The sequence below is a fragment of the Micromonospora sp. LH3U1 genome (assembly GCF_028475105.1).
GTDB lineage: Bacteria > Actinomycetota > Actinomycetes > Mycobacteriales > Micromonosporaceae > Micromonospora.
In genome coordinates this window covers 6,144,408-6,162,297 of sequence record NZ_CP116936.1, presented here as the reverse complement: position 1 = coordinate 6,162,297, position 17,890 = coordinate 6,144,408, and the positions used below count along the sequence as shown (strand labels likewise).

The following is a 17,890-nucleotide window of genomic DNA, read 5'->3' as shown; positions in this document are numbered from 1 at the left end:
TACCCGACGGTAGCGGCAATGGGTGTCCCTGCTGCTGTCAGCTTGTTGTCAACCGCCGCTCATGACCGAGAAGCCACTTCTTCACGTCCAGCCCCCAGCGGTAGCCGCCGAGCGTGCCGTCGGTCCGAAGTACCCGGTGGCAGGGTACGAACAGTGCCGCCGCGTTCCGGGCGCAGGCAGCCGCGGCGGCCCGCACCGCCGGTGGCCGCCCGGCCAGCGCGGCGTACCCCGTGTAGGTGACCGGGGTGCCGGGCGGCACCTCGCGCAGCACCTGCCAGGCGTGCGCCATGAACTCTCCACCGGTCAGCTGACGGACCGGCACCGCGTCGATGGCGGCGAGATCACCGTCCAGGTAGGACCGGACCGCCGCACTGACCGGGCCGAGGTCGTTCCGCTGTCGCAGTGGCGCCCGCAGGGTCGGGTGGACGAGGGGCAGCAGCGCCGCCGGGTCCGGGGTGAAGCCGGCTGCCCGTACGTCGCCATCCGGGCCGGCGAGGATGCTCAGCGGGCCGGTCGGCGTGCTCAGTACGGTGCTGTCGATGCTCATGCCGCTCTCCAGAGTCTGATCGTGGCGTAGGACCGCCAGGGACGCCAACGGTCGGCGTACCCGTCGAGGGTTGTCGGGGTGTCGGGCAGGCCGAGCGCGGCGGCGCCGCGCCGGACCGCGAGGTCGGTGCTGAGGAGGACGTCCGGGTCGCCGAAGGCGCGCATGGCCAGGTAGTTCGCGGTCCACGGGCCGATGCCGGGCAGCGCGAGCAGTCGCCGCACGGTCTCCTCCCGATCCACACCCGCCGCGAGGTCGAGGGACCCGTCAACCACTGCCCGAGCCAGCCCGCGCAGGCTCTCCCGCCGCCCCACGGGCATCCCGAACCCCGAGTCCGGCAGGGCCAAAACCTCCTCCGCCCCCAAAAACCCCCGCAGTCCCCCCGGCCCTCCTTCGCCCTGTTGATCATGAAGCTGTTGTCGCGACACGCCGGTGTCGTTGACAACAACGTCATGATCAACCTGTGGGGTGGGGGTGGTTAGGAGGCGGGTCAGGGTTGTTTTGGCGGAGAGGACCGAGACCTGCTGGCCGATGATGGCGCGGACGGCCATCTCGAAACCGTCGACCGCGCGGGGGACCCGGATGCCGGGTTCGGCGGCGACCGCCGGGGCGAGCGCCGGGTCGGCGGCGAGCGTGGCGTCGATGGCCACCGGATCCGCGTCCAGGTCGAGCAACCGGCGGCAGCGGGCCACCGCCGGCGCCAGGTCCCGCAGGTCGGCCAGCCGCAGCGTCGCCGCCACGTGCCCGTCCGCCGGGGTCAGCGCCACCTGGCCGGTGCCGTGCGGCAACCGCAAACCCCGGTGGTACGTCCCGTCGCGAACCTCTTCAACGCCGGGCAGCGCCCGCACCGCGAGGAAGTCCAGCAGCGCCTGGGCGTGCAGCGGCGGACGGTACGCCAGCCGGAGCGCGATGGTCCCCGCCCCGGCCGGTGCCTGCTGGTGGCCACGGGCCGTCCGCAGGTCGGACGGGGCGCTCGCGTACACCTCGCGGAGCGTGTCGTTGAACTGCCGCACGCTGCCAAAGCCCGCGGCGAACGCGATCTCGGCCATCGCAAGGTCGGTCGTCTCGATCAGGATCCGGGCGGTCTGTGCCCGCTGGGCCCGGGCCAGCGCCAGCGGCCCGGCACCCATCTCGGCGCTCAGCATCCGGTGCAGGTGCCGCTCGGTGTAGCCCAGACGGGAGGCCAGCCCCGGTACGCCGTCCCGGTCGACCACGCCGTCGGAGATCAGCCGCATCGCCCGGCCGACCACGTCGGCGCGAATGTCCCACAGGGGCGAGCCGGGCGTGGCGTCCGGCCGGCAGCGGCGGCAGGCGCGCAGCCCGGCACCCTGCGCGGCGGCGGCGGACGGGAAGAACCGGACGTTCTGCCGCTTGGGTGTGATCGCCGGGCAGGACGGCCGGCAGTAGATGCCGGTGGACGTCACACCGGTGAAGAACCAGCCGTCGAACCGCTGGTCACGGCTGTCCACAGCTCGGTAACACCGCTCGAAGTCCATCTCCATGTCACCGATGATGCCCCGCTCGGCGGGCCATCGGCTGGCGGGAATCGGACCTCGCTGTGCGCGCCTCCGGGTCGGGGTGGGTCGGCGGCCCGGTCGACGGTCAGCGGCGGCGTCGGTGGGGTTGGCCGGATCGGGCGGGTTGGCCGGATCGGGCGGGTTGGCCGGATCGGGCGGGTTGGCCGGATCGGGCGGGTTGGCCGGATCGGGCGGGTTGGCCGGACCGGTTGGGCTGACCGGTCAGCAGGGCCGGCCGGAACACACCGTCCGGGTCGTACCGCTTCCACAGCCGCCGCACCCGGACCCCGGTCTCGCCCGGGTAGATCCGGGCGAACGCGGCCGGGTCCGGCCGGCTCTCGAAGTTGACGTACGCGCCGTCGGCGCGGGCGCCCACGGCCCGCCAGGCGGCGTCCAACGCCGCGCCACCCTGCGGCGGGAACACCGAGGCCGCGACCATGAAGTCCTGGTGGCGATGCGGGTACGCGGTCGCGTCGGTAGCGACGTCGTTGATCGCCCCACCCAACGAGCGGAGCTGGACCACCGCCCGCCCCGGTCCGGTGACCGCTCGCATGACGGCCCGCGCACCGGCCTCGTCCAGCCCGGTGAACAGGCCGTTCGTGGTCGTTCCGCGCTGCTGCCCGACGTTGGGGTGCAGGTGCGCGGTCGGCACCAGGGTCGGGTAGGGCAGCAGGTCGGTCCGGTGTTCGAGCACCTTGCCGATGGCGAGCAGCGGCTCCACGGCGGGCCGGGCCCGGCGCAGGCTCTCGGCGGCCACCACGGCGGTGATGGACAGGAGGGCCGAGCGGCCCTCCGCGTAGACCATGGCGGCTGCGGACAACTCCCGTGGGGCCTGCGCGAGGTAACTCGTCCACTCCCGGATGGTGCGGCCGTCCGGGTGCGCCTCGACGACCAACTGCGTCACGCCGACGTTGCGCTGCTCGGCGGCTTCGATCTCGAACGCCACCACGATCCCCGCACCCGCACCGGCGCCCCGGACCAGCCAGAACAGCTCCGGTTCGTGCTCCGCGTCCGCGCGTACCAGGGTCCCGTCCGCGAGCACCACCTCGACCGCGCGGACACGGTCGATGGTCAGTCCGTGGGCACGGACCAGCCAGCCGATACCGCCGCCGGTGGCCAGGCCGCCGACCCCGACACCGCCGTGGTCACCTGAGCTGATCACCAGGCCGTACGGGGCCAGCGTCTTCGCGACGTTCGCCCAGCGTGCGCCGGCCTCGACCCGGACCAGCCCGGCCCGTTCGTCGAGCACCTGCACCCGGTTGAGCATGGACAGGTCGATGACCACGCCACCGTTGTTGGAGGACGCCCCGGAGAAGCCGTGTCCCCCGCTGCGAACGGCGATGGGCAGCCGTTGCTCCCGCGCGTACCGGATGGCGTCGATCACCTGCGCGGTGGTCTTCGGCAGCAGGACGGCGGCCGGCGACGCCGACGTGGTGTACGTCGAGCGCAGCTGCGCGTACCGGCGATCACCGGGTGTGACGATCTGCCCGGTGAGCGAGTCGGGCACCCGGGCCATGGCGGTGCTCATCGTTGCCCCCGCAGCTCGCACCTCGGGTGTCCGCGATCGGTCATGGGCCAAGAATGAGCGGGCCTGCCGCCCTCGGCAAACTCCGTGGACCGGCGCAACCTGTTCGCCGCGACACCCGGCGCTCGCTGGTACGGGGAGTGCCGGCGCGAAGGTGACCGGGATCTCCGGAGGAAGCCACCGTCGTCGTGGCGCCGCGGCCGGAGACGACCGTGGGTTGCCGGTCAGGCCGGGCGGGGAGACCGCCGGCCTGACCGGTCCTGCTCACGGCGACGGGATTGGCGTGACCGTCGGCCGGCCGGGCACGCCGGGCGGGCCCAGCGGGGTCGGGCTGATCGTCGGTCGACCTGGCACGCCGGGCGGGGCCGGCGGAATCGGCGTGACCGTCGGCCGGCCCGGCACCCCGGGTGGGCCCAGCGGACTCGACGGCGACGGGGTCGGGCCGTCGGGGCTCGGTGTGACTGTCGGCACCACGGACGGGCTGGGCACGGGCGGGCTGGGCACGGCCGGTGGGCCCGCCGGGCTGGGCGCGGCCGGTGGAAGCTCGTCCGAGCCGGTCGCGGCCAGGGCGAGCGGGGTGGCGATCAGGACCGCCGCAAGGGTGCTCACCGCCCCCATCGTCACCGTGGCGCGGCGTCGGTTGCGGACCCGCCGTTCCGCTCGGCTCAATTGGTCATGCACGATCGGTGCCTCCTCGGCCAGGTCGGTGAGGGTGGAGCGGATGAGGTGCTCGAAGGGATCGTTCATTGCCGTACCTCCAGCAACTCGACCTCCGGCAGCAGGTCGCGCAGTCGCTTGACCGCCCGGTGGGTACGGCTGCGTACGGTGCCCACCGAGCAGCCCAGCAACTCGGCCACCCGGGCCTCGGGTAGGTCCTCGTAGTAGCGCAGGACCACCACCGCCCGCTGTGCCGGTGGCAGGTGACGCAGCGCGGCACGCATCGCCAACCGCACGTCGGAGCCGCTGCTCGGGTCGGCGCCGACCGGTTCGTCCGCCGGGTTGAGCGGTGTCTCCCGCCACCGACGAAGTCGTCGCCACCAGCTGATCTGCTCGCGGTACATCACCGCGCGTAGATACCCCTCGGGATCGGCGTGCCGGATGGTTCCCCACTTCGGGATGGTCCGTGTCAACGCCGACTGGAACAGGTCCTCGGCGGCGTTGCGGTCCCCGGTCAGCAGGTACGCGACCCGCATCAGCGCCGGAGTCCGGCTGCCGACGAACTCGGCCAGCCGGGTGCGCTCGTCCTCGTCCATCCACCACCCCCGTTTCGTTGTCACCCATACAGACGCCCCAGGTCATCGTCGCTATCCACGATCCGAGGGGTTTTTCGGCCCGGAAGTGTCGGTCGTGACGGGTACCGTCCGGCCACCAACTCAAGAAGGGGTGCGGGGATGACGAGCGTGGCGGGTTGGGCGGCGGCGTCGACACAGGGTGCGTTCCCGCCGTTGCCCCGCGCGGTGGCGCAGTCCTTCTACCGCCGGATGCGAGCCGTCGCGCCGGCCGCGGTGGGCGCCATCGAACGGGACCGGGCGGGCGACCCCGAGCAGGCGTTTCCCGACACCGCATGCGGCCGGCTGGCCGGCTCACTCGACGACGCGGGCCTGCGGGCGCTCGGGATGTGGACGCACCACTGGTGCATGCGCTTCTACGACGACGACACCCGCGTCGGTCGGCGGCTGGTTCGCGAGATCGCCGCTCGGTCAGGGTTGGGTTGGACGGCCGACGAGGTGCGGTGGATGCTGCGCGAGTCGGTCTCGGCCGGTCCGGCCGCCGCCGACCGGTTCACCCTGCCGCGTGCCGCTGCCGGGCAACTGCCACTGGCCGACCGGCCTCTGTGGGCCGAAGTCGAGGTGCCTCGCCAGCGGCGGCCCGACCCGTCTCGTTGACCATGATGCGGCCGGCTGCGGCAGGATGGACGCTGCACGACCCCCGACGGAAGGACGCTCGATGCCCGCCAGTGAACCGACCATCCTCGCCACCAGCATGGGCTTCTTCCGGGGTGACCGGGGTCCCGCCGACCTGCGCCCCAGCCCGGTCTTCGAGTTGGCGGCCGAACTGGCCGAGGCCGGTCCGCAGCCGCGGGTCTGCTACCTCGGGCAGGCCGTCGGCGATCAGCCCACCTCGTTCGCCACCGTCTACGGCGCGTTCGCCGACACCCGGTTCCGGCTGTCGCACCTCGCCCTGTTCCCGATGCCGAACGTCGACGACGTCCGCGCCCACCTGCTCGCCCAGGACGTGATCTGGGTTGGCGGCGGCAGCGTGGCCAACCTGGTCGCCGTCTGGCGGGTGCACGGGCTCGACGAGATCCTGCACGAGTGCTGGCAGGCCGGCGTGGTGCTGGCCGGCGTCTCCGCCGGCTCGATCTGCTGGCATGTCGGCGGCGCCACCGACAGCTTCGGCCCCCGGCTGCGCGGCTTCACCGAGGGCTTGGCCTGGCTGCCGTACGGCAACGGGGTGCACTACGACAGCGAGGGCCAGCGCCGCCCGCTCATGCACGAGCTGGTCGGCGACGGGACGCTGCCGACCAGCCACTGCACCGACGACGGGGTCGGCCTGCTCTACCGAGGCACCCGGCTGGTCGAGGCAATCGCGGACCGCGAGGGTGTCTCGGCGTACGAGGTCAGCCGCGGCGCGGACGGCAGCGTCCGGGAGGCGGTCATCGCCCCACGCCTGCTCGGCTGAGTGTCATTCCTGCTCGCCCGGCTGCCGCCGGCGGAGCACCGCGTCGAAGACCTGCGCCAGCTCGGCGGCGTCCTCACCAGCGTGGTGCGTGTGCGGCACGTCGTGCAGGCCCAGCTCGTGCTTGATCTTGCCCTTGCGGGTCTGGACCCACTCGCTGCCCGTCAGCCCCATCCAGTAGCTGCGGAGATCGACACCCGAGCCGGTGGCTCCGAACGGGCTGTGGCCGACGAAGCGGACGAAGTACCAGTGCACGAACATGCCGTCCCAGACGGCGGGCGCGGCGAGGAAGACCGGGCGGCCGATCCGGCGCAGCCCGTTGACCCAGGCCGCCGCGGCGGCCATCGCCTCCTGCGCGGTGGGCGCCTCCCGCAGCAGACGGTCCCGGTCTAGGCCGGACACCGCCAGCGCCGCCGGAACGAACTCGTCGGAGATGGGCCGCAGCTCGGTATAGAACGCCATGTCCGGGTGGCCGGCCACGGCCATACCCAGCGAGATCATGCTGTACGGCCCGGGAATCGGCCCGTCCGCCTCCACATCGACGGCGATGTACAGCTCGGGCAAGGTCGAGGTCATCCCACCTCCAACAGCGAGACATCGAATCGGGAGAGTAGCAACGCATGCCGGGGCCTCGCGGAAGCGACGATCGACCGCCCGGCGCGGCCGGATCGGAGCCGCGTGGACCGGCCCGGCCGGCACCCGCGTAAGCTGGCTGGTCGTGAGTCTTTCCATCGGCATCGTCGGCCTGCCCAACGTCGGCAAGAGCACGCTTTTCAACGCGTTGACCAAGAACGACGTGCTGGCGGCGAACTACCCGTTCGCCACCATCGAGCCCAACGTCGGCGTGGTCGGGCTCCCCGACGAGCGGCTGGGCAAGCTGGCCGAGATCTTCTCCTCGCAGAAGGTGCTGCCCGCCCCGGTGTCGTTCGTCGACATCGCCGGCCTGGTTCGCGGCGCGTCGAAGGGGCAGGGCCGGGGCAACGCCTTCCTGGCCAACATCCGGGACGCCTCGGCCATCTGCCAGGTCGTCCGGGCCTTCTCCGACCCGAACGTCGTGCACGTCGACGGCAAGATCTCCCCGGCCGACGACATCGAGACGATCAACACCGAGCTGATCCTCGCCGACCTGCAGACCCTGGACAAGGCGCTGCCCCGGTTGGAGAAGGAAGCCAAGCTCCGCAAGGACCGGGCCGCCGCGGTCGCCGCCGCGAAGGCCGCCATCGAGTTGCTCGACGGCGGCACCACCCTCTACTCCGGGGCCGCCGCCGCGAAGATCGAGCTGGAGCACCTGCGCGAGCTGCACCTGCTCACCACCAAGCCCTTCCTGTACGTCTTCAACGTCGACGAGGCCGAGCTGGCCAACGAGTCGTTCCTCGACGAGCTGCGCGCCCTGGTCGCCCCCGCCGAGGCCGTCTTCATGGACGCCAAGATCGAGTCTGAGCTGGTGGACCTGCCCGAGGACGAGGCGCGCGAGCTGCTGGAGTCGATCGGGCAGAACGAGCCCGGCCTCAACCAACTCGTCCGGGTCGGCTTCCGCACGCTCGGCCTCCAGACGTACCTCACGGCTGGCCCCAAGGAAGCACGCGCCTGGACCGTCCCGGTCGGCGCCACCGCGCCGGAGGCCGCGGGCGTCATCCACAGCGACTTCCAGCGCGGGTTCATCAAGGCCGAGGTGGTCTCGTACCACGACCTGGTCGAGTACGGCTCGATGTCGGCGGCCAAGGCGGCGGGCAAGGTCCGCATCGAGGGCAAGGAGTACGTCATGCAGGACGGCGACGTCGTGGAGTTCCGCTTCAACGTCTGACGGTCGGGTTGGGTGACCAACTGGGTGACGACGGACGCGACCGAGGCCGGACGCTCATGGACGCTGATGAACCGTTCGGTGTGTTCAGCGCTGCTACTCGCGCAGCTCATTGACGGGCGATAATTCCTTCGGGACGAAGAGGCACTGCTCGTGTCACCGTTGATCCATCTGCACTGATCGGTTGAGGCGGCTAAACCGGAGTTGTGGTTCGGTGTGTGGGTGACTCGTGCATGGGTGGTCCGGTGGGTGACCCCGGGCAGGGCGGAGTGGCTTCTGCTCCTGGTCGCCATGCTTGCTGGGAGGCTTGCCTGGAAAGCGGGTGTACCCAAGTGGGCCACCCTGGTTCTGTTACTTGCTGTCGCGCTGCTGGTTCGGCGGGCGCGACAGCAAGGACGCATTGAGCAGGTTCTCGCGCAATGGCTCCACCGCCATGAGGAACCACCCCGGCCCTAGGAGGCCGCCGGTCCGTGCCCGTTTCGTGCCCGATGGAGTGGTCAACGAAGGGCAGCATGGGCAAGGCCGGAGGGTGAACGATCACGGTCGGTGGTCCGCACCTAACTCCAGCCGTTACTCGCCGTGTAGATCAACGCGCTTCCCAAGCTGACAGTTCAGTTGGATCAGGACCGGTTCGCCCGCTCTAGCTGGTTCGGGCGGACCCGGAACTGAGTGGCTCCGTCCTCGGCTTCCACGTGGTCGGGAGCAGTGCTAACGACAAGGACCTGGTCCTCCTGCTGACCGACGACATGGCACCTCACGAACGCCGGCCGGGGCAGAGCAACGCCGGGAAGGATGTCGTCATCCACGAAGAAGATCGGCACCTTGTCGACGAAGAACCGGGTTCGTCCGTCGGCGTCGACCAGCCGCACACGGACCCACCCTGGCCAGTCTTCGTCGACCCATGCAATCGCCTCGCAGCGTAGCAACCCGGCGGACCTCATCACCAGGCTGATCCTGCCAGGTCGGTCGGTTACGCCTGGTGACGCACGGCTGTCTGGGGCACACAGGGGGCCACGAGACACTGTCAACGTTGTCGATCAGTGAGTAGCCCTGGCAGCCTGCGAGGCCCTGTGAGCAGGTGCCGAGCGCAGTTCCCGCTGGTGAGCCGATTACGGCTCGCAGTTCCGCTTCAACGTCTGAGTCTGGCCTGTGTTTGCAGGTCACGCGGTTGAGCCGCCGCCCCGGGGGTGAACCGCCCGAGGCTGGCTCTCGGCTCTCCCCTTATCGTGTTGGCCATGATCGAGACCGCTGCCCGGCCGACCCGCAATCGGCTCAGCAACAGCGCATTCGTGCTTGCTTGCATCAGCCTGGTGTTGTCGCTGGTCGCCTGCGGTGTGGCCGGGCTGGTCTTCGTCGTCAACAACGAACTAGATCTGCTCCCGGTGCAGTCTGAGCCGCAGGTCGCCAGCGCGGCTCAGGTGGAAGCCGTTGCCCATGTGACTCTGCCTCCCGGCACCGTGCTGTTGTCCGCCGCTTACAGCAACGGCCTGGAGACCAGGCTCTCGGTGAAGTTCCGTATTCCCCGTACCGCGCTCGACGCCTTCGTTGCCGAGGCAAAGTTCACCGCGGCTCCCGTACCGGGTCTTCGGGCGGTCGACGCGAAACACAACGTCGGCGGCGGCAACCTGTGGGACCCCGAAACCGCCAAGGCCGTCTCCGGCATCATCGAGGAGCAACCCGCCGCCGACGGTTCGTCCAGGTCCGTCCTGTTCAGTCTCGACGCACCGGACGTGGTAACCGTGTACCTGCATGCCAGCCGTGGCTGACCCTCGCGGACCGTCCGAGGTTCGACCAAGGCTTCAGACGTCGTGGCCCGCCAAGGTCACCCTCGATCCTGGATGTCAACGCTGTTGCGTTTGGTGCGGGGTCGGCGAGGCAAGGGCTTGGTAACTGGCCATCCCTCCGGTGGCGAGGGTGTTCGGGTCCTCCTTTGCTCTGCTTCAGCGGAGGCAACACCCGGTGTTCGGATATCGGACGCGCGGTGTTGCCTGGGTTGAAGCAGAGCAAAGGAGGCGATGCGTAGGTGCCGACCCCCTCGTCCGACGTTCGGGTCAGACACTCGACGTCAGGAGCGGTCTTCGGAGGGGTTGCCACCACGACCGCCGCCCTAACGCATCGGTCCGATTGCGTCTTCAACCCCGCGCAGGTCTGGAGATCACACCCCCCGGCTGCTGACGGCGTGGATTAGCGCCTGGAGGTTTCCCGCTGTTCCCGCAGCGGAGTGGCATCGCCTGCACCGTCATTGCGCAACAAAAGGTTGCGCTTAGCTGGCGGGTGTCGTAGGTTAGGTGCAACCAAAGGTTGCGAAAGGTTGATACGCATGGAGCAGGGAACCATCGAGCGCGACATCCAGGTCGACGCTTCACCCGAGGTGGTCTTCGAGGTCGTCAGCCAGCCCGAGCACATGCGGGAGTGGTGGCCTGACGACGCACGGTTCGAGTCGGTCGCGGGCGCCCCCGGTGAGCTGGTGTGGCGCAACGCTGACACGGGCGAGACGACGACCGTCGCGCTCGCCGTCGTCGAGGTCGACCCCCCGAAGCGATTCTCCTTCCGGTGGTGCTTCACGGAGCCGGAACGGAGTGGGCAGGCGCTGCTCGTCACCTTCGACCTGGTCCCCAGTGGTGCGGGGACCCTGATCCGGATGACCGAGACCGGGTTCCGCGAGATGGGCTGGGAGATCGCCGTCCTCGAGGAGCAGTACCGCGACCACGAGAACGGGTGGAACCACTACATCCCCAGGCTGGGCACGTACGTCGCGCGGCTGGTCGCGACCCCGTGAGTACGGCGGTCGACGATGAGCTGTGGTCCGCGATCGGCGACCCCACTCGGCGTACGATGATCGATCTTCTTCTTGCCGACGGCCCCGGCACTGCAACGTCACTGAGCAGGCGGCTGCCCGTCACTCGCCAGGCCGTCTCGAAGCATCTGGCGGTCCTGGACCGGGTCGGGCTGATTCACGCCGAGTCGGCCGGTCGCGAGCGTCACTACCAGGTCGACGAGGCGCAGCTCGCCCGAGCCGTCGCGCAGTTGTCGGCGGTCGGCTCCAGCTGGGACGCCCGACTCCGCCGGATCAAGCGGATCGCTGAGGCGATCGAACGCAGCCGCCACAACAACGAAGGAGCATGAGAATGGTCGACATTCTGCACCGGGTTGGCGTCGTCGCCCCGCTCGACGACGTCTACCGAGCGGTGGCAACTCCAGAAGGGCTCGCCGGCTGGTGGACGACAGACACGGTGGGCAAGAGCGAGGTCGGTGGGCAGTTGGCCTTCCGGTTCGGCGACGCCGGTGGATTCGACATGGAGGTCCTTGAGCTGGACCCCGCAGGCCGGGTGCGGTGGCGGGTCGTCGACGGCCCTCAGGAATGGGTCGGCACCGAGGTCAGTTGGCGTCTCGACCAGCGCGGCGAATACACCATCGTCCAGTTCACGCACGAGGGCTGGCGCGAGCCGGTCGAATTCATGCACCACTGCAGCACCAAGTGGGCGATCTTCCTGATGAGTCTCAAGGAGCTGGTGGAGACCGGTCGCGGCAGGCCGGCGCCGGACGACGTCCGCATCAGCGACTGGCACTGATCTCGGGGACGGCTGGACCGCCGGGGGATCGCGCGCTCCGCCGCGAGATCGCGAACCCCCCGGCGATCAGGCCGAGGGCCACGATCGCCACGGCGCAGAGCAGCAGCGCCGGGCGGGCGCCGATGGCACCCACCAGGGGCCCGCCCAGCATGGTGCCCAGTGGCACCGCCAGCACGAGGATGGCCCCGTTCGCGGCGAGCACCGCAGGTAGCTGCGTGGTCGACGTGCTGCGCTGGAACAGCGCCATCGACGTTGCCATGTACGGCGCCCAGATCAGGCCCGCGAGGGCGAAGGCGGGCAGCGACAGGCCGACGGGTGCACCCAGGCCGAGTGGCAGGATGGCGACTCCGAACCCGACGACGATGCCGATGGTGGTGGCCCGCAGCGGCCAGCGGCGAAGGTGGCCGGCGACAAGACCTCCGACGAGGCCGCCGACGCCGAAGGCGGTGTAGTAGATGCCGAGCAGCGTGGCGGAGGCGTGCAGGTCATCGGTGATGTGGATCGGCATCGCCACGTACACCGGTCCGAAGAGGAAGAAGAAACCGAGGCTCAGCACCAGGAGGCCCAGCAGCGTGGGGTTGCGGCGGATGACGGCGAAGCCGGCGGTCCGCGAGGTGGCGGGCTCGGACCGGTCGGCACGGTCGGTGGTGGGAAGGGCGAGGCGGTACGTGAGGGCCAGCGCGGCGAAGGTGGCGGCGTCGATGGCGATGACCCAGACCGGCCCCGCCCAGCCGATCAGGATCCCCGCCAGCGGCGGGCCGACGATGGTGGCGAACCCACCGATGGTGGTGAGCACCGCGTTCGCCGGCAGGTGGTGCCGCTGCGGCAGCAGTTCGGCGATCAGGGTGAACCGCCCCGCCGAACCCCACGAGTGCAGCAACGCCGACGCGGCGAGCAGGACCACGTACAGCCCGATGGTGAGCGCGCCGGCGAGGTGGGCGACGGGAATCGCCGCGAGCGCGGTCGCCCGCAGGATCGCGTCCCATCCAGCGAGCTGGGCGCCGCCGCGCCCCCGCAGCAGTCGGCCGAAGACGACGGTCCCAGCGGCGCTGGGCAGGGTGTACGCCGCCATGGCGACCGCGATCCAGGTAAAACGCTGATCGTGCGGGGCGAGTTGGATGGCGAGCCAGATCACCGCGACCACCGCCATGCCGTCGCCCAACGCGGACACGGCAAGCCCGGGCAGAACGCGGCGGAGCTGTGGGTGACTGACCACTGGCCAGTAGGGCGAGGAGCGCGGGAAACGGGCGGCGTCCGATGGCATGCTGCCAGCTGACCCGGCGCGAGCCCTGCGGATCAACAATGACTGCCAACAGCAGAATCCGCTCACGGCGCAAGGCCATCTCGTCGGCCGGCTGCCCGTCCGCCGACGGGCTAGTGCTCGGCCCAGACGCCCAGTTCGTTGCCGCTGGGATCGGTGAAGTGGAACCGACAACCACCGGGGAACTCGTACGGCCCCGTTCACCACCTCGCCAGATCGGAGATCGACTCCGGTTCCTTGAAGTCGGGGGGTCAAGGAGACCTCGACACCACGGGTTCCCGGAACCGGAGTCGACCAACCGCCGCTACTCCGCCCGGTAGACGGAGATGTGGGCCGTGCTGTCCGCGTCGAACGGTCGCCGCTGCCAGTCCGCGTACCGCTCGGTGAGCCGGAGCCCTGCCTGCTGCGCCATCGCGTCGATCTGGTGCGGCCAGGCATACCGCATGGCGAACGGCTTCAGGTGTACGCCGTCCCCGTCGAAGGTGATGGTCTGCCGGATGAACCTCTGCGCCGGCCGGTCGTACCGGTGCAACCGGATCGTCGCGGAGTCCTCGGTCACGCTGCGCACCTGCACCTGCTCGTCGGAGTCGAAGTCGCGCGGGTCGGGCACGAAAGTCTCGATGACGAACGCGCCACCGGGCGACAGCACCCGGGCGACGTTGCGGAAGCAGTCCGCCTGCCGCTCGGCATCCACCAGGTTGAACAGCGTGTTGAAGATCAGGTACGCGAGCCGGAACTCACCCGGCACCGGCACGTCCGCCATGTCGGCGACGACCACCGGGATCTGATCGCCGCCGGGCTTGGCCCGCAACTGCGCCAGCATCTCCTCGGACGCCTCGACGCCGTGCACGGTGAGACCGCGCCTGACCAGCGGCAGTGCGACCCGGCCGGTGCCGATCGCCAACTCGAGAACCGGACCGCCCTCGGCCAGATCAGCCAGGAAATCGACGGCTGGCGCGGGGTCGGGGTTGGCGTCGCCGTCGTACCCGGCGGCCCACAGCCGGCCGAAGAGGCCGGGATCGTCGAAGACCGACATCAGCGGCCTCCGGGTTTGGTGTCAGTGGCGCGTAGCCGCGCCGTCGGCAGGGGAGCAGATTTCACGAAGCCTCGATTCATCAGGTCGGATGACGGTCGATTCGGGGGACTTCGTCGGGACTGGCATGGTGGCTGCTCCCTTCGCGCGGCTGTCGACTCAGGACACCAGAGGGCGCCACGGCCCGGCAAGGCAATTACGCCAGCCGGGCCGCCGGCGGGTCGGGCGGTCAGGAGATGTGGTGCAGGATCACGTTGTGCACGTGGTGGCTCTTCTGCGCGCCACGGAACTCCACCTCGTAGGTGTGCGTGCCGACGTGGATGGCGATCGCACCGGTGGAGAAGAACGAGCCACCCCAGGACTTGTTGCTGACCACGCTCACGCTGGTGATCTTCGAGTACGGGATGCTGGTGATCGCGAACCGCTTTCCGACGAAGGAGCGGTCCTGGATGATCACCCGTCGGTCGGTCAGCCCGATGAACCCGGTGCCGGTGCCGACCGCGTCGTAGACGGCGATGATCTGCTCACCCTCGAGGAGGCCACTCTCAATCTGCTGGACCTGCTCTTTGCGGTCGTACGCGATGTTCGCCATGCGTCCCAGGCTAGAAAACCGGCGCCAGCCGCCCGGCGTGGGCGACGGTGGCGGAACTCGCCGTGCCTCATTGCGCGTTCGCGTCGGCCGCCGCACGGACGAACTCGCGTACCCGGGTGGTGGTGTTGCTGGGTAGCCAGACCGGTCCTCGTTCGATCGGGGGCGCGTCGTGGATGGGCACGTACGCCACGTCGGGGCGCGGGTAGTAGCGCCGCGTGTGCTCGCCCACCGGCAGGACGCCCCGGCCCAGCGCGACGAGGGACAGCATCTCGGAGAAGGTGTTGCCGGCGGGGCCCTTGGGAATCGGCTGACCGGACGGGGTGCGCTCCGGGGTGCGGTCCCGCTTGAACTCCACCGAGGTGACCGTCGGGTACTGCACCACCGGGTGGTCGGCGAGCACCTCCAGCGAGACGGACCGTTCCCGGGTGAGCGGATGCCCGGCGGCCACTGCCAGCGCCCGGTCCTCGGAGAGCAGCGCCGGGCCGGTGGCCATCCCGTCGAAGGGGTACGAGGCGATCAGCACGTCGGTGGAGCCGTCCAGCAGGCCGGACCGGGTGGTGGACAGCTGCGCCTCGTGCACTTCCACCCGACAGTCGGGGTGCCGTTCGGTGAACAGGGCCACCGCCCGGAGCAGAACCGGCGCGGTCCACTCGCCGAGGAACGCGACCCGTAGCGTCCCGGTGACGCCGCGGCCGGCGTCGACCGCGCGGCGGACCGCCTCCTCCATCCCGGCGACAAGTGGAGCCAGGTCGTCGGCGAGTTGCCGGCCGATCGGAGTGAGTCGGACGACCCGACTGGTCCGGGCGAACAGCGGTGCACCGATCTGGCGCTCCAGCTTCTTGACGACGTGGCTGACCCGGCCCGTGCTGACGGTGAGCCGCTCGGCGGTCCGGCCGAAGTGCAGCTCCTCGGCGAGGGTCAGGAACGTCTCGACCTCGTACCGCTCCAGCACACCGCTCCCACCGTTGACCTGTGGTCAACGATCGTAGCGGCAGTCGGTCTTGGTCGGCGACTCCGAGCAGCGGATCGTGAACGCGGCAGAGAACTACCCGACCGAGAGGCTGCGAGATGAGCATCGACGACTACCTGGCCGGCCTGGCCGGTCCGCTGCGCGAGATCGGGGAGAAGCTGACGCCCATCATCGCGACGGCCCTGCCCGGGGCGACCGGCGCGATGTGGCACGGCCACCCGGTCTGGGGCCTGGGCGACCGGCCTGGCCAGCGGCCAATCTGCCTGGTCAAGGCGTACGGGTCGTACGTCACCTTCGGGCTGTGGCGCGGCCAGGAGATCGCCGACGCGTCCGGGCGGCTGATACCCGGTGCGCGGGCGATGGCAGCGGTGAAGCTGCGCGGCGTCGCGGACATCGACCCGGCGCTGTTCACCGACTGGCTGCGCTCGGCGGCCGACCTGGAGGAGGAGTGAGCGCGGTGCGGGTGACTGGTTTCGACCACCTGGTGTTGACCGTCGCCGACGTGGAGCGGGCCCTGGCCTTCTACTGCGGCCGGCTCGGACTGTCACCGGTCCGGGTCGACGAGTGGCGGGCCGGCGCGGTGCCGTTTCCGTCGGTGCGGGTCGGTCCCGAGTGCATCATCGACCTCGTCCGAGGGGAGCGGCAGGGCACGAACGTCGACCACTTCTGCCTGGTGGTGGCGCCGCTGGACTGGGCGCGGGTGATCGAATCGGGGGTCTTCACGGTGCTGACCGGGCCGGTCGGCCGGTTCGGCGCCCGCGGGTCGGCGACCTCGATCTACGTGCAGGACCCGGACGGCAACTCGGTGGAGTTGCGCTGGTACCCGCAGGACGCCGGAGCCGGCGAATGAGCCCCGAACTGCCCGGCGACATGCGGAAGCCCCGCGTCTCCCGTCCAAGAACGGGAAGCGCGGGGCTTCTGGGGTACGTCAGTGGTCGCTGCGCGGGTCGTGGTCCGCGCTGCGGCTGCCGGACTTGGCCAGACCGCGGCTCACCAGGTAGCCGATGGTGAGCAGGGTGATGTACCACCACGCCTTGTCGGCGGCGAAGTAGTCCGCGCCGTTGTCGGCGGCACCATCGCCGACGGCGTTCGAAGCGATCAGCACGCCGATGACGGCGAGCACGTAGATCGCGAGCTCGGTGGTCTTCCACGAGGGCTTTGTCTCGTCGCCGTGGCGGTGCACGCGGCGGACATCGTGCTGGCCAGCGTGCTCGACGTGGTCGGTGCCGTGGTTCTTCGTGGGCGTGGGGGTGGTCATATCAGCTCCTGAAGTGCAAAAGGGGAAATCAGTCCGGGTTGCAACCATGTTGTCTGCTCCCGCACCGAATACGTACCCTGGTGCCTTTCAGGGAAACCTCAGGACTCGGTGACTGCTCGATATGCGTCCTCGATGCGGGCGGCCAACAGGACCTCGCCCTCGGTCAGCGGCTCGCCGTTGCCGTGCCCGACCCGGATCTGGGTGCTGTCGGACCCACGGCTGATCTCGGGTCGCAGATGCAGCGCATCCGCGACCACCTTGACCCGTTCAGTTAGTGCCGCGTGTTGGGTATCGTCGATCGCGAGCGTCCGTCGGATCTGCTCCCCTTCGCGTGTCCAACCAGATAGCAAGGTCAACGCGTCGGCAAGGTAGTCGTGCTTGGCCCTGCTGTTGAACAGCACGCGCATCACCGCACCCCCCAAGCGCCGTTGCCGGCTCGTGGCCAAATCGTCGCCATCCCGTGTCTTGTCGGTGTCCTCTAGTCTCTCGCTGCTCGGAAGGGGTGTCCACGCCCACACTTCCGTGTCTTATTGGCCTAGCGGACGGCTACGGTACCCAAACCGCCGATTGATCTGGCACCCTGGACGCCCGTGCGGACCGAACGGGCGAATGGTGGCGGGCAGGCCGAGCGACGGGACCTGAAGGTGATCGTCGGTGCGGCGATCATCCGGGACGGGCGGGTGCTCGCCTGTGCGCGTGCCGCCCCGCCAGAGGTGGCAGGAATGTGGGAGTTTCCGGGCGGCAAGGTCGAGCCGGGGGAGGCCGAGACCGACGCGCTGGTCCGGGAGTGCGCCGAGGAGTTGGCCGTACGCGTCGAGATCGGCGACCGGGTCGGCCGCGATGTGCGGATGGCGCACGGCCGTTCGGTGCTCAAGGTCTACGCCGCCCGCCTGATCGGCGGTGACCAGCCGCAGGCCCTGGAACACGAGGGGCTCCGCTGGCTCGCTGCCGACGAACTGGACTCGGTCACGTGGCTCCCCGCCGACGCTCCCATCGTGGCGGCCCTCCGCCCCCTCCTAACCCCCTAACCCCTGACCCCCACCCCCAGCTCTCGTTGATCATGAAGTTATTGCCGCGACACGCCGTAGAGCGCGGCAATAACTTCATGATCAACCACGAGGGTCGGGGGTGGAGACGG

23 protein-coding genes and 1 pseudogene are annotated in these 17,890 nt (G+C 70.1%); 10 read left to right on the top strand and 14 right to left on the bottom strand.

What is annotated here, in order from left to right; all coding sequences use genetic code 11:
* Positions 1 to 37: 37 nt before the first annotated feature.
* The 5 genes from PCA76_RS28250 to PCA76_RS28230 form a co-directional block, all read right to left on the bottom strand.
* Entirely contained in the window at positions 38 to 547 is a 510-nt protein-coding gene (locus PCA76_RS28250; RefSeq protein ID WP_272613476.1) for a methylated-DNA--[protein]-cysteine S-methyltransferase, read from the bottom strand.
* Positions 544 to 2,046 carry a DNA-3-methyladenine glycosylase 2 family protein gene (locus tag PCA76_RS28245; RefSeq protein WP_272613475.1) on the bottom strand — a complete coding sequence of 501 codons (1,503 nt, stop codon included), beginning with the start codon at positions 2,044 to 2,046 and terminating at the stop codon, positions 544 to 546. The genes PCA76_RS28250 and PCA76_RS28245 overlap by 4 nt, the downstream gene beginning before the upstream one ends.
* Positions 2,047 to 2,146: 100 nt before the next feature.
* Positions 2,147 to 3,589, bottom strand: a complete 1,443-nt coding sequence (locus tag PCA76_RS28240) for an FAD-binding oxidoreductase (RefSeq protein ID WP_272613474.1) — start codon at positions 3,587 to 3,589, stop codon at positions 2,147 to 2,149.
* A gap of 261 nt (positions 3,590 to 3,850) precedes the next feature.
* Positions 3,851 to 4,333 (bottom strand): hypothetical protein, encoded by a 483-nt coding sequence (locus tag PCA76_RS28235; RefSeq protein ID WP_272613473.1) that lies wholly within the window; start codon positions 4,331 to 4,333, stop codon positions 3,851 to 3,853.
* Positions 4,330 to 4,839 carry a SigE family RNA polymerase sigma factor gene (locus PCA76_RS28230; RefSeq protein ID WP_272613472.1) on the bottom strand — a complete coding sequence of 170 codons (510 nt, stop codon included), beginning with the start codon at positions 4,837 to 4,839 and terminating at the stop codon, positions 4,330 to 4,332. The genes PCA76_RS28235 and PCA76_RS28230 overlap by 4 nt, the downstream gene beginning before the upstream one ends.
* Positions 4,840 to 4,977: 138 nt before the next feature.
* Between PCA76_RS28230 and PCA76_RS28225 the strand changes: the two genes are divergently transcribed.
* Complete coding sequence (locus tag PCA76_RS28225) at positions 4,978 to 5,472, top strand: hypothetical protein (protein ID WP_272613471.1); 495 nt, start codon at positions 4,978 to 4,980, stop codon at positions 5,470 to 5,472.
* Positions 5,473 to 5,533: 61 nt separating this feature from the next.
* The gene (locus PCA76_RS28220) at positions 5,534 to 6,268 is read left to right on the top strand and encodes a peptidase E (protein ID WP_272613470.1); all 735 of its coding nucleotides are present in this window, start codon (positions 5,534 to 5,536) and stop codon (positions 6,266 to 6,268) included.
* Positions 6,269 to 6,271: 3 nt separating this feature from the next.
* Here PCA76_RS28220 and PCA76_RS28215 read toward each other — a convergent pair whose 3' ends face one another.
* A complete protein-coding gene (locus tag PCA76_RS28215) occupies positions 6,272 to 6,841 on the bottom strand; it encodes an exonuclease (protein WP_272613469.1) in 570 nt (189 codons plus the stop codon).
* A 142-nt stretch (positions 6,842 to 6,983) separates the two neighbouring features.
* On the opposite strand from PCA76_RS28215, the gene ychF reads away from it, so the two are divergent.
* Positions 6,984 to 8,069 carry a redox-regulated ATPase YchF gene (gene ychF, locus PCA76_RS28210; RefSeq protein ID WP_272613468.1) on the top strand — a complete coding sequence of 362 codons (1,086 nt, stop codon included), beginning with the start codon at positions 6,984 to 6,986 and terminating at the stop codon, positions 8,067 to 8,069.
* A 617-nt stretch (positions 8,070 to 8,686) separates the two neighbouring features.
* Here ychF and PCA76_RS28205 read toward each other — a convergent pair.
* Positions 8,687 to 8,935 (bottom strand): hypothetical protein, encoded by a 249-nt coding sequence (locus PCA76_RS28205; protein WP_272613467.1) that lies wholly within the window; start codon positions 8,933 to 8,935, stop codon positions 8,687 to 8,689.
* A gap of 360 nt (positions 8,936 to 9,295) precedes the next feature.
* Here PCA76_RS28205 and PCA76_RS28200 point away from each other — a divergent pair, with 360 nt between their 5' ends.
* From PCA76_RS28200 to PCA76_RS28185, 4 genes are all read left to right on the top strand, one after another.
* Positions 9,296 to 9,832 carry a hypothetical protein gene (locus tag PCA76_RS28200; protein WP_272613466.1) on the top strand — a complete coding sequence of 179 codons (537 nt, stop codon included), beginning with the start codon at positions 9,296 to 9,298 and terminating at the stop codon, positions 9,830 to 9,832.
* Between the two features lie 554 nt (positions 9,833 to 10,386).
* On the top strand, positions 10,387 to 10,845 hold the full coding sequence (locus PCA76_RS28195) for an SRPBCC domain-containing protein (protein ID WP_272613465.1): 459 nt from the start codon (positions 10,387 to 10,389) through the stop codon (positions 10,843 to 10,845).
* On the top strand, positions 10,842 to 11,192 hold the full coding sequence (locus PCA76_RS28190) for an ArsR/SmtB family transcription factor (protein WP_272613464.1): 351 nt from the start codon (positions 10,842 to 10,844) through the stop codon (positions 11,190 to 11,192). Before PCA76_RS28195 ends, PCA76_RS28190 begins: the two co-directional genes overlap by 4 nt.
* A 2-nt stretch (positions 11,193 to 11,194) precedes the next feature.
* Entirely contained in the window at positions 11,195 to 11,638 is a 444-nt protein-coding gene (locus PCA76_RS28185) for an SRPBCC family protein (RefSeq protein WP_272613463.1), read from the top strand.
* On the opposite strand, the gene PCA76_RS28180 is transcribed toward PCA76_RS28185, so the two are convergent.
* The 5 genes and pseudogenes from PCA76_RS28180 to PCA76_RS28160 form a co-directional block, all read right to left on the bottom strand.
* Positions 11,622 to 12,902: an MFS transporter gene (locus tag PCA76_RS28180; RefSeq protein WP_272613462.1), complete on the bottom strand. Its 1,281-nt coding sequence runs from the start codon at positions 12,900 to 12,902 to the stop codon at positions 11,622 to 11,624. The two genes, PCA76_RS28185 and PCA76_RS28180, sit on opposite strands and share 17 nt — an antisense overlap.
* Positions 12,903 to 13,012: 110 nt before the next feature.
* Positions 13,013 to 13,096: pseudogene (locus tag PCA76_RS28175) on the bottom strand (VOC family protein); the annotation flags it as partial.
* Between the two features lie 107 nt (positions 13,097 to 13,203).
* Positions 13,204 to 13,935: a class I SAM-dependent methyltransferase gene (locus tag PCA76_RS28170; RefSeq protein WP_272613461.1), complete on the bottom strand. Its 732-nt coding sequence runs from the start codon at positions 13,933 to 13,935 to the stop codon at positions 13,204 to 13,206.
* 226 nt (positions 13,936 to 14,161) lie between these two features.
* On the bottom strand, positions 14,162 to 14,524 hold the full coding sequence (locus PCA76_RS28165) for a PH domain-containing protein (RefSeq protein ID WP_030337500.1): 363 nt from the start codon (positions 14,522 to 14,524) through the stop codon (positions 14,162 to 14,164).
* 67 nt (positions 14,525 to 14,591) lie between these two features.
* Positions 14,592 to 15,476, bottom strand: a complete 885-nt coding sequence (locus tag PCA76_RS28160; RefSeq protein ID WP_272613460.1) for a LysR family transcriptional regulator — start codon at positions 15,474 to 15,476, stop codon at positions 14,592 to 14,594.
* A 116-nt stretch (positions 15,477 to 15,592) separates the two neighbouring features.
* Here PCA76_RS28160 and PCA76_RS28155 point away from each other — a divergent pair, with 116 nt between their 5' ends.
* Together PCA76_RS28155 and PCA76_RS28150 are read left to right on the top strand one after the other, a co-directional pair.
* Positions 15,593 to 15,946 (top strand): DUF1801 domain-containing protein, encoded by a 354-nt coding sequence (locus PCA76_RS28155; RefSeq protein WP_272613459.1) that lies wholly within the window; start codon positions 15,593 to 15,595, stop codon positions 15,944 to 15,946.
* Positions 15,947 to 15,951: 5 nt separating this feature from the next.
* Positions 15,952 to 16,344: a VOC family protein gene (locus PCA76_RS28150; RefSeq protein ID WP_272613458.1), complete on the top strand. Its 393-nt coding sequence runs from the start codon at positions 15,952 to 15,954 to the stop codon at positions 16,342 to 16,344.
* A gap of 78 nt (positions 16,345 to 16,422) precedes the next feature.
* Here PCA76_RS28150 and PCA76_RS28145 read toward each other — a convergent pair whose 3' ends face one another.
* Together PCA76_RS28145 and PCA76_RS28140 are read right to left on the bottom strand one after the other, a co-directional pair.
* Positions 16,423 to 16,752, bottom strand: a complete 330-nt coding sequence (locus PCA76_RS28145; RefSeq protein ID WP_272613457.1) for a hypothetical protein — start codon at positions 16,750 to 16,752, stop codon at positions 16,423 to 16,425.
* 98 nt (positions 16,753 to 16,850) lie between these two features.
* Positions 16,851 to 17,159, bottom strand: coding sequence for a 4a-hydroxytetrahydrobiopterin dehydratase (locus PCA76_RS28140; protein ID WP_272613456.1), 309 nt, complete (start codon positions 17,157 to 17,159; stop codon positions 16,851 to 16,853).
* 183 nt (positions 17,160 to 17,342) lie between these two features.
* Between PCA76_RS28140 and PCA76_RS28135 the strand changes: the two genes are divergently transcribed.
* Positions 17,343 to 17,780, top strand: a complete 438-nt coding sequence (locus tag PCA76_RS28135) for a (deoxy)nucleoside triphosphate pyrophosphohydrolase (protein ID WP_272613455.1) — start codon at positions 17,343 to 17,345, stop codon at positions 17,778 to 17,780.
* Positions 17,781 to 17,890: the final 110 nt, after the last annotated feature.

Coding starts and splice junctions, on each gene's coding strand:
- PCA76_RS28250 (WP_272613476.1), bottom strand. CDS start 547: ATGAGCATCGACAGCACCGTACTGAGCACGCCGACCGGCCCGCTGAGC.
- PCA76_RS28245 (WP_272613475.1), bottom strand. CDS start 2,046: ATGGAGATGGACTTCGAGCGGTGTTACCGAGCTGTGGACAGCCGTGAC.
- PCA76_RS28240 (WP_272613474.1), bottom strand. CDS start 3,589: ATGAGCACCGCCATGGCCCGGGTGCCCGACTCGCTCACCGGGCAGATC.
- PCA76_RS28235 (WP_272613473.1), bottom strand. CDS start 4,333: ATGAACGATCCCTTCGAGCACCTCATCCGCTCCACCCTCACCGACCTG.
- PCA76_RS28230 (WP_272613472.1), bottom strand. CDS start 4,839: ATGGACGAGGACGAGCGCACCCGGCTGGCCGAGTTCGTCGGCAGCCGG.
- PCA76_RS28225 (WP_272613471.1), top strand. CDS start 4,978: ATGACGAGCGTGGCGGGTTGGGCGGCGGCGTCGACACAGGGTGCGTTC.
- PCA76_RS28220 (WP_272613470.1), top strand. CDS start 5,534: ATGCCCGCCAGTGAACCGACCATCCTCGCCACCAGCATGGGCTTCTTC.
- PCA76_RS28215 (WP_272613469.1), bottom strand. CDS start 6,841: ATGACCTCGACCTTGCCCGAGCTGTACATCGCCGTCGATGTGGAGGCG.
- PCA76_RS28195 (WP_272613465.1), top strand. CDS start 10,387: ATGGAGCAGGGAACCATCGAGCGCGACATCCAGGTCGACGCTTCACCC.
- PCA76_RS28185 (WP_272613463.1), top strand. CDS start 11,195: ATGGTCGACATTCTGCACCGGGTTGGCGTCGTCGCCCCGCTCGACGAC.
- PCA76_RS28180 (WP_272613462.1), bottom strand. CDS start 12,902: ATGCCATCGGACGCCGCCCGTTTCCCGCGCTCCTCGCCCTACTGGCCA.
- PCA76_RS28170 (WP_272613461.1), bottom strand. CDS start 13,935: ATGTCGGTCTTCGACGATCCCGGCCTCTTCGGCCGGCTGTGGGCCGCC.
- PCA76_RS28165 (WP_030337500.1), bottom strand. CDS start 14,524: ATGGCGAACATCGCGTACGACCGCAAAGAGCAGGTCCAGCAGATTGAG.
- PCA76_RS28155 (WP_272613459.1), top strand. CDS start 15,593: ATGAGCATCGACGACTACCTGGCCGGCCTGGCCGGTCCGCTGCGCGAG.
- PCA76_RS28145 (WP_272613457.1), bottom strand. CDS start 16,752: ATGACCACCCCCACGCCCACGAAGAACCACGGCACCGACCACGTCGAG.
- PCA76_RS28140 (WP_272613456.1), bottom strand. CDS start 17,159: ATGCGCGTGCTGTTCAACAGCAGGGCCAAGCACGACTACCTTGCCGAC.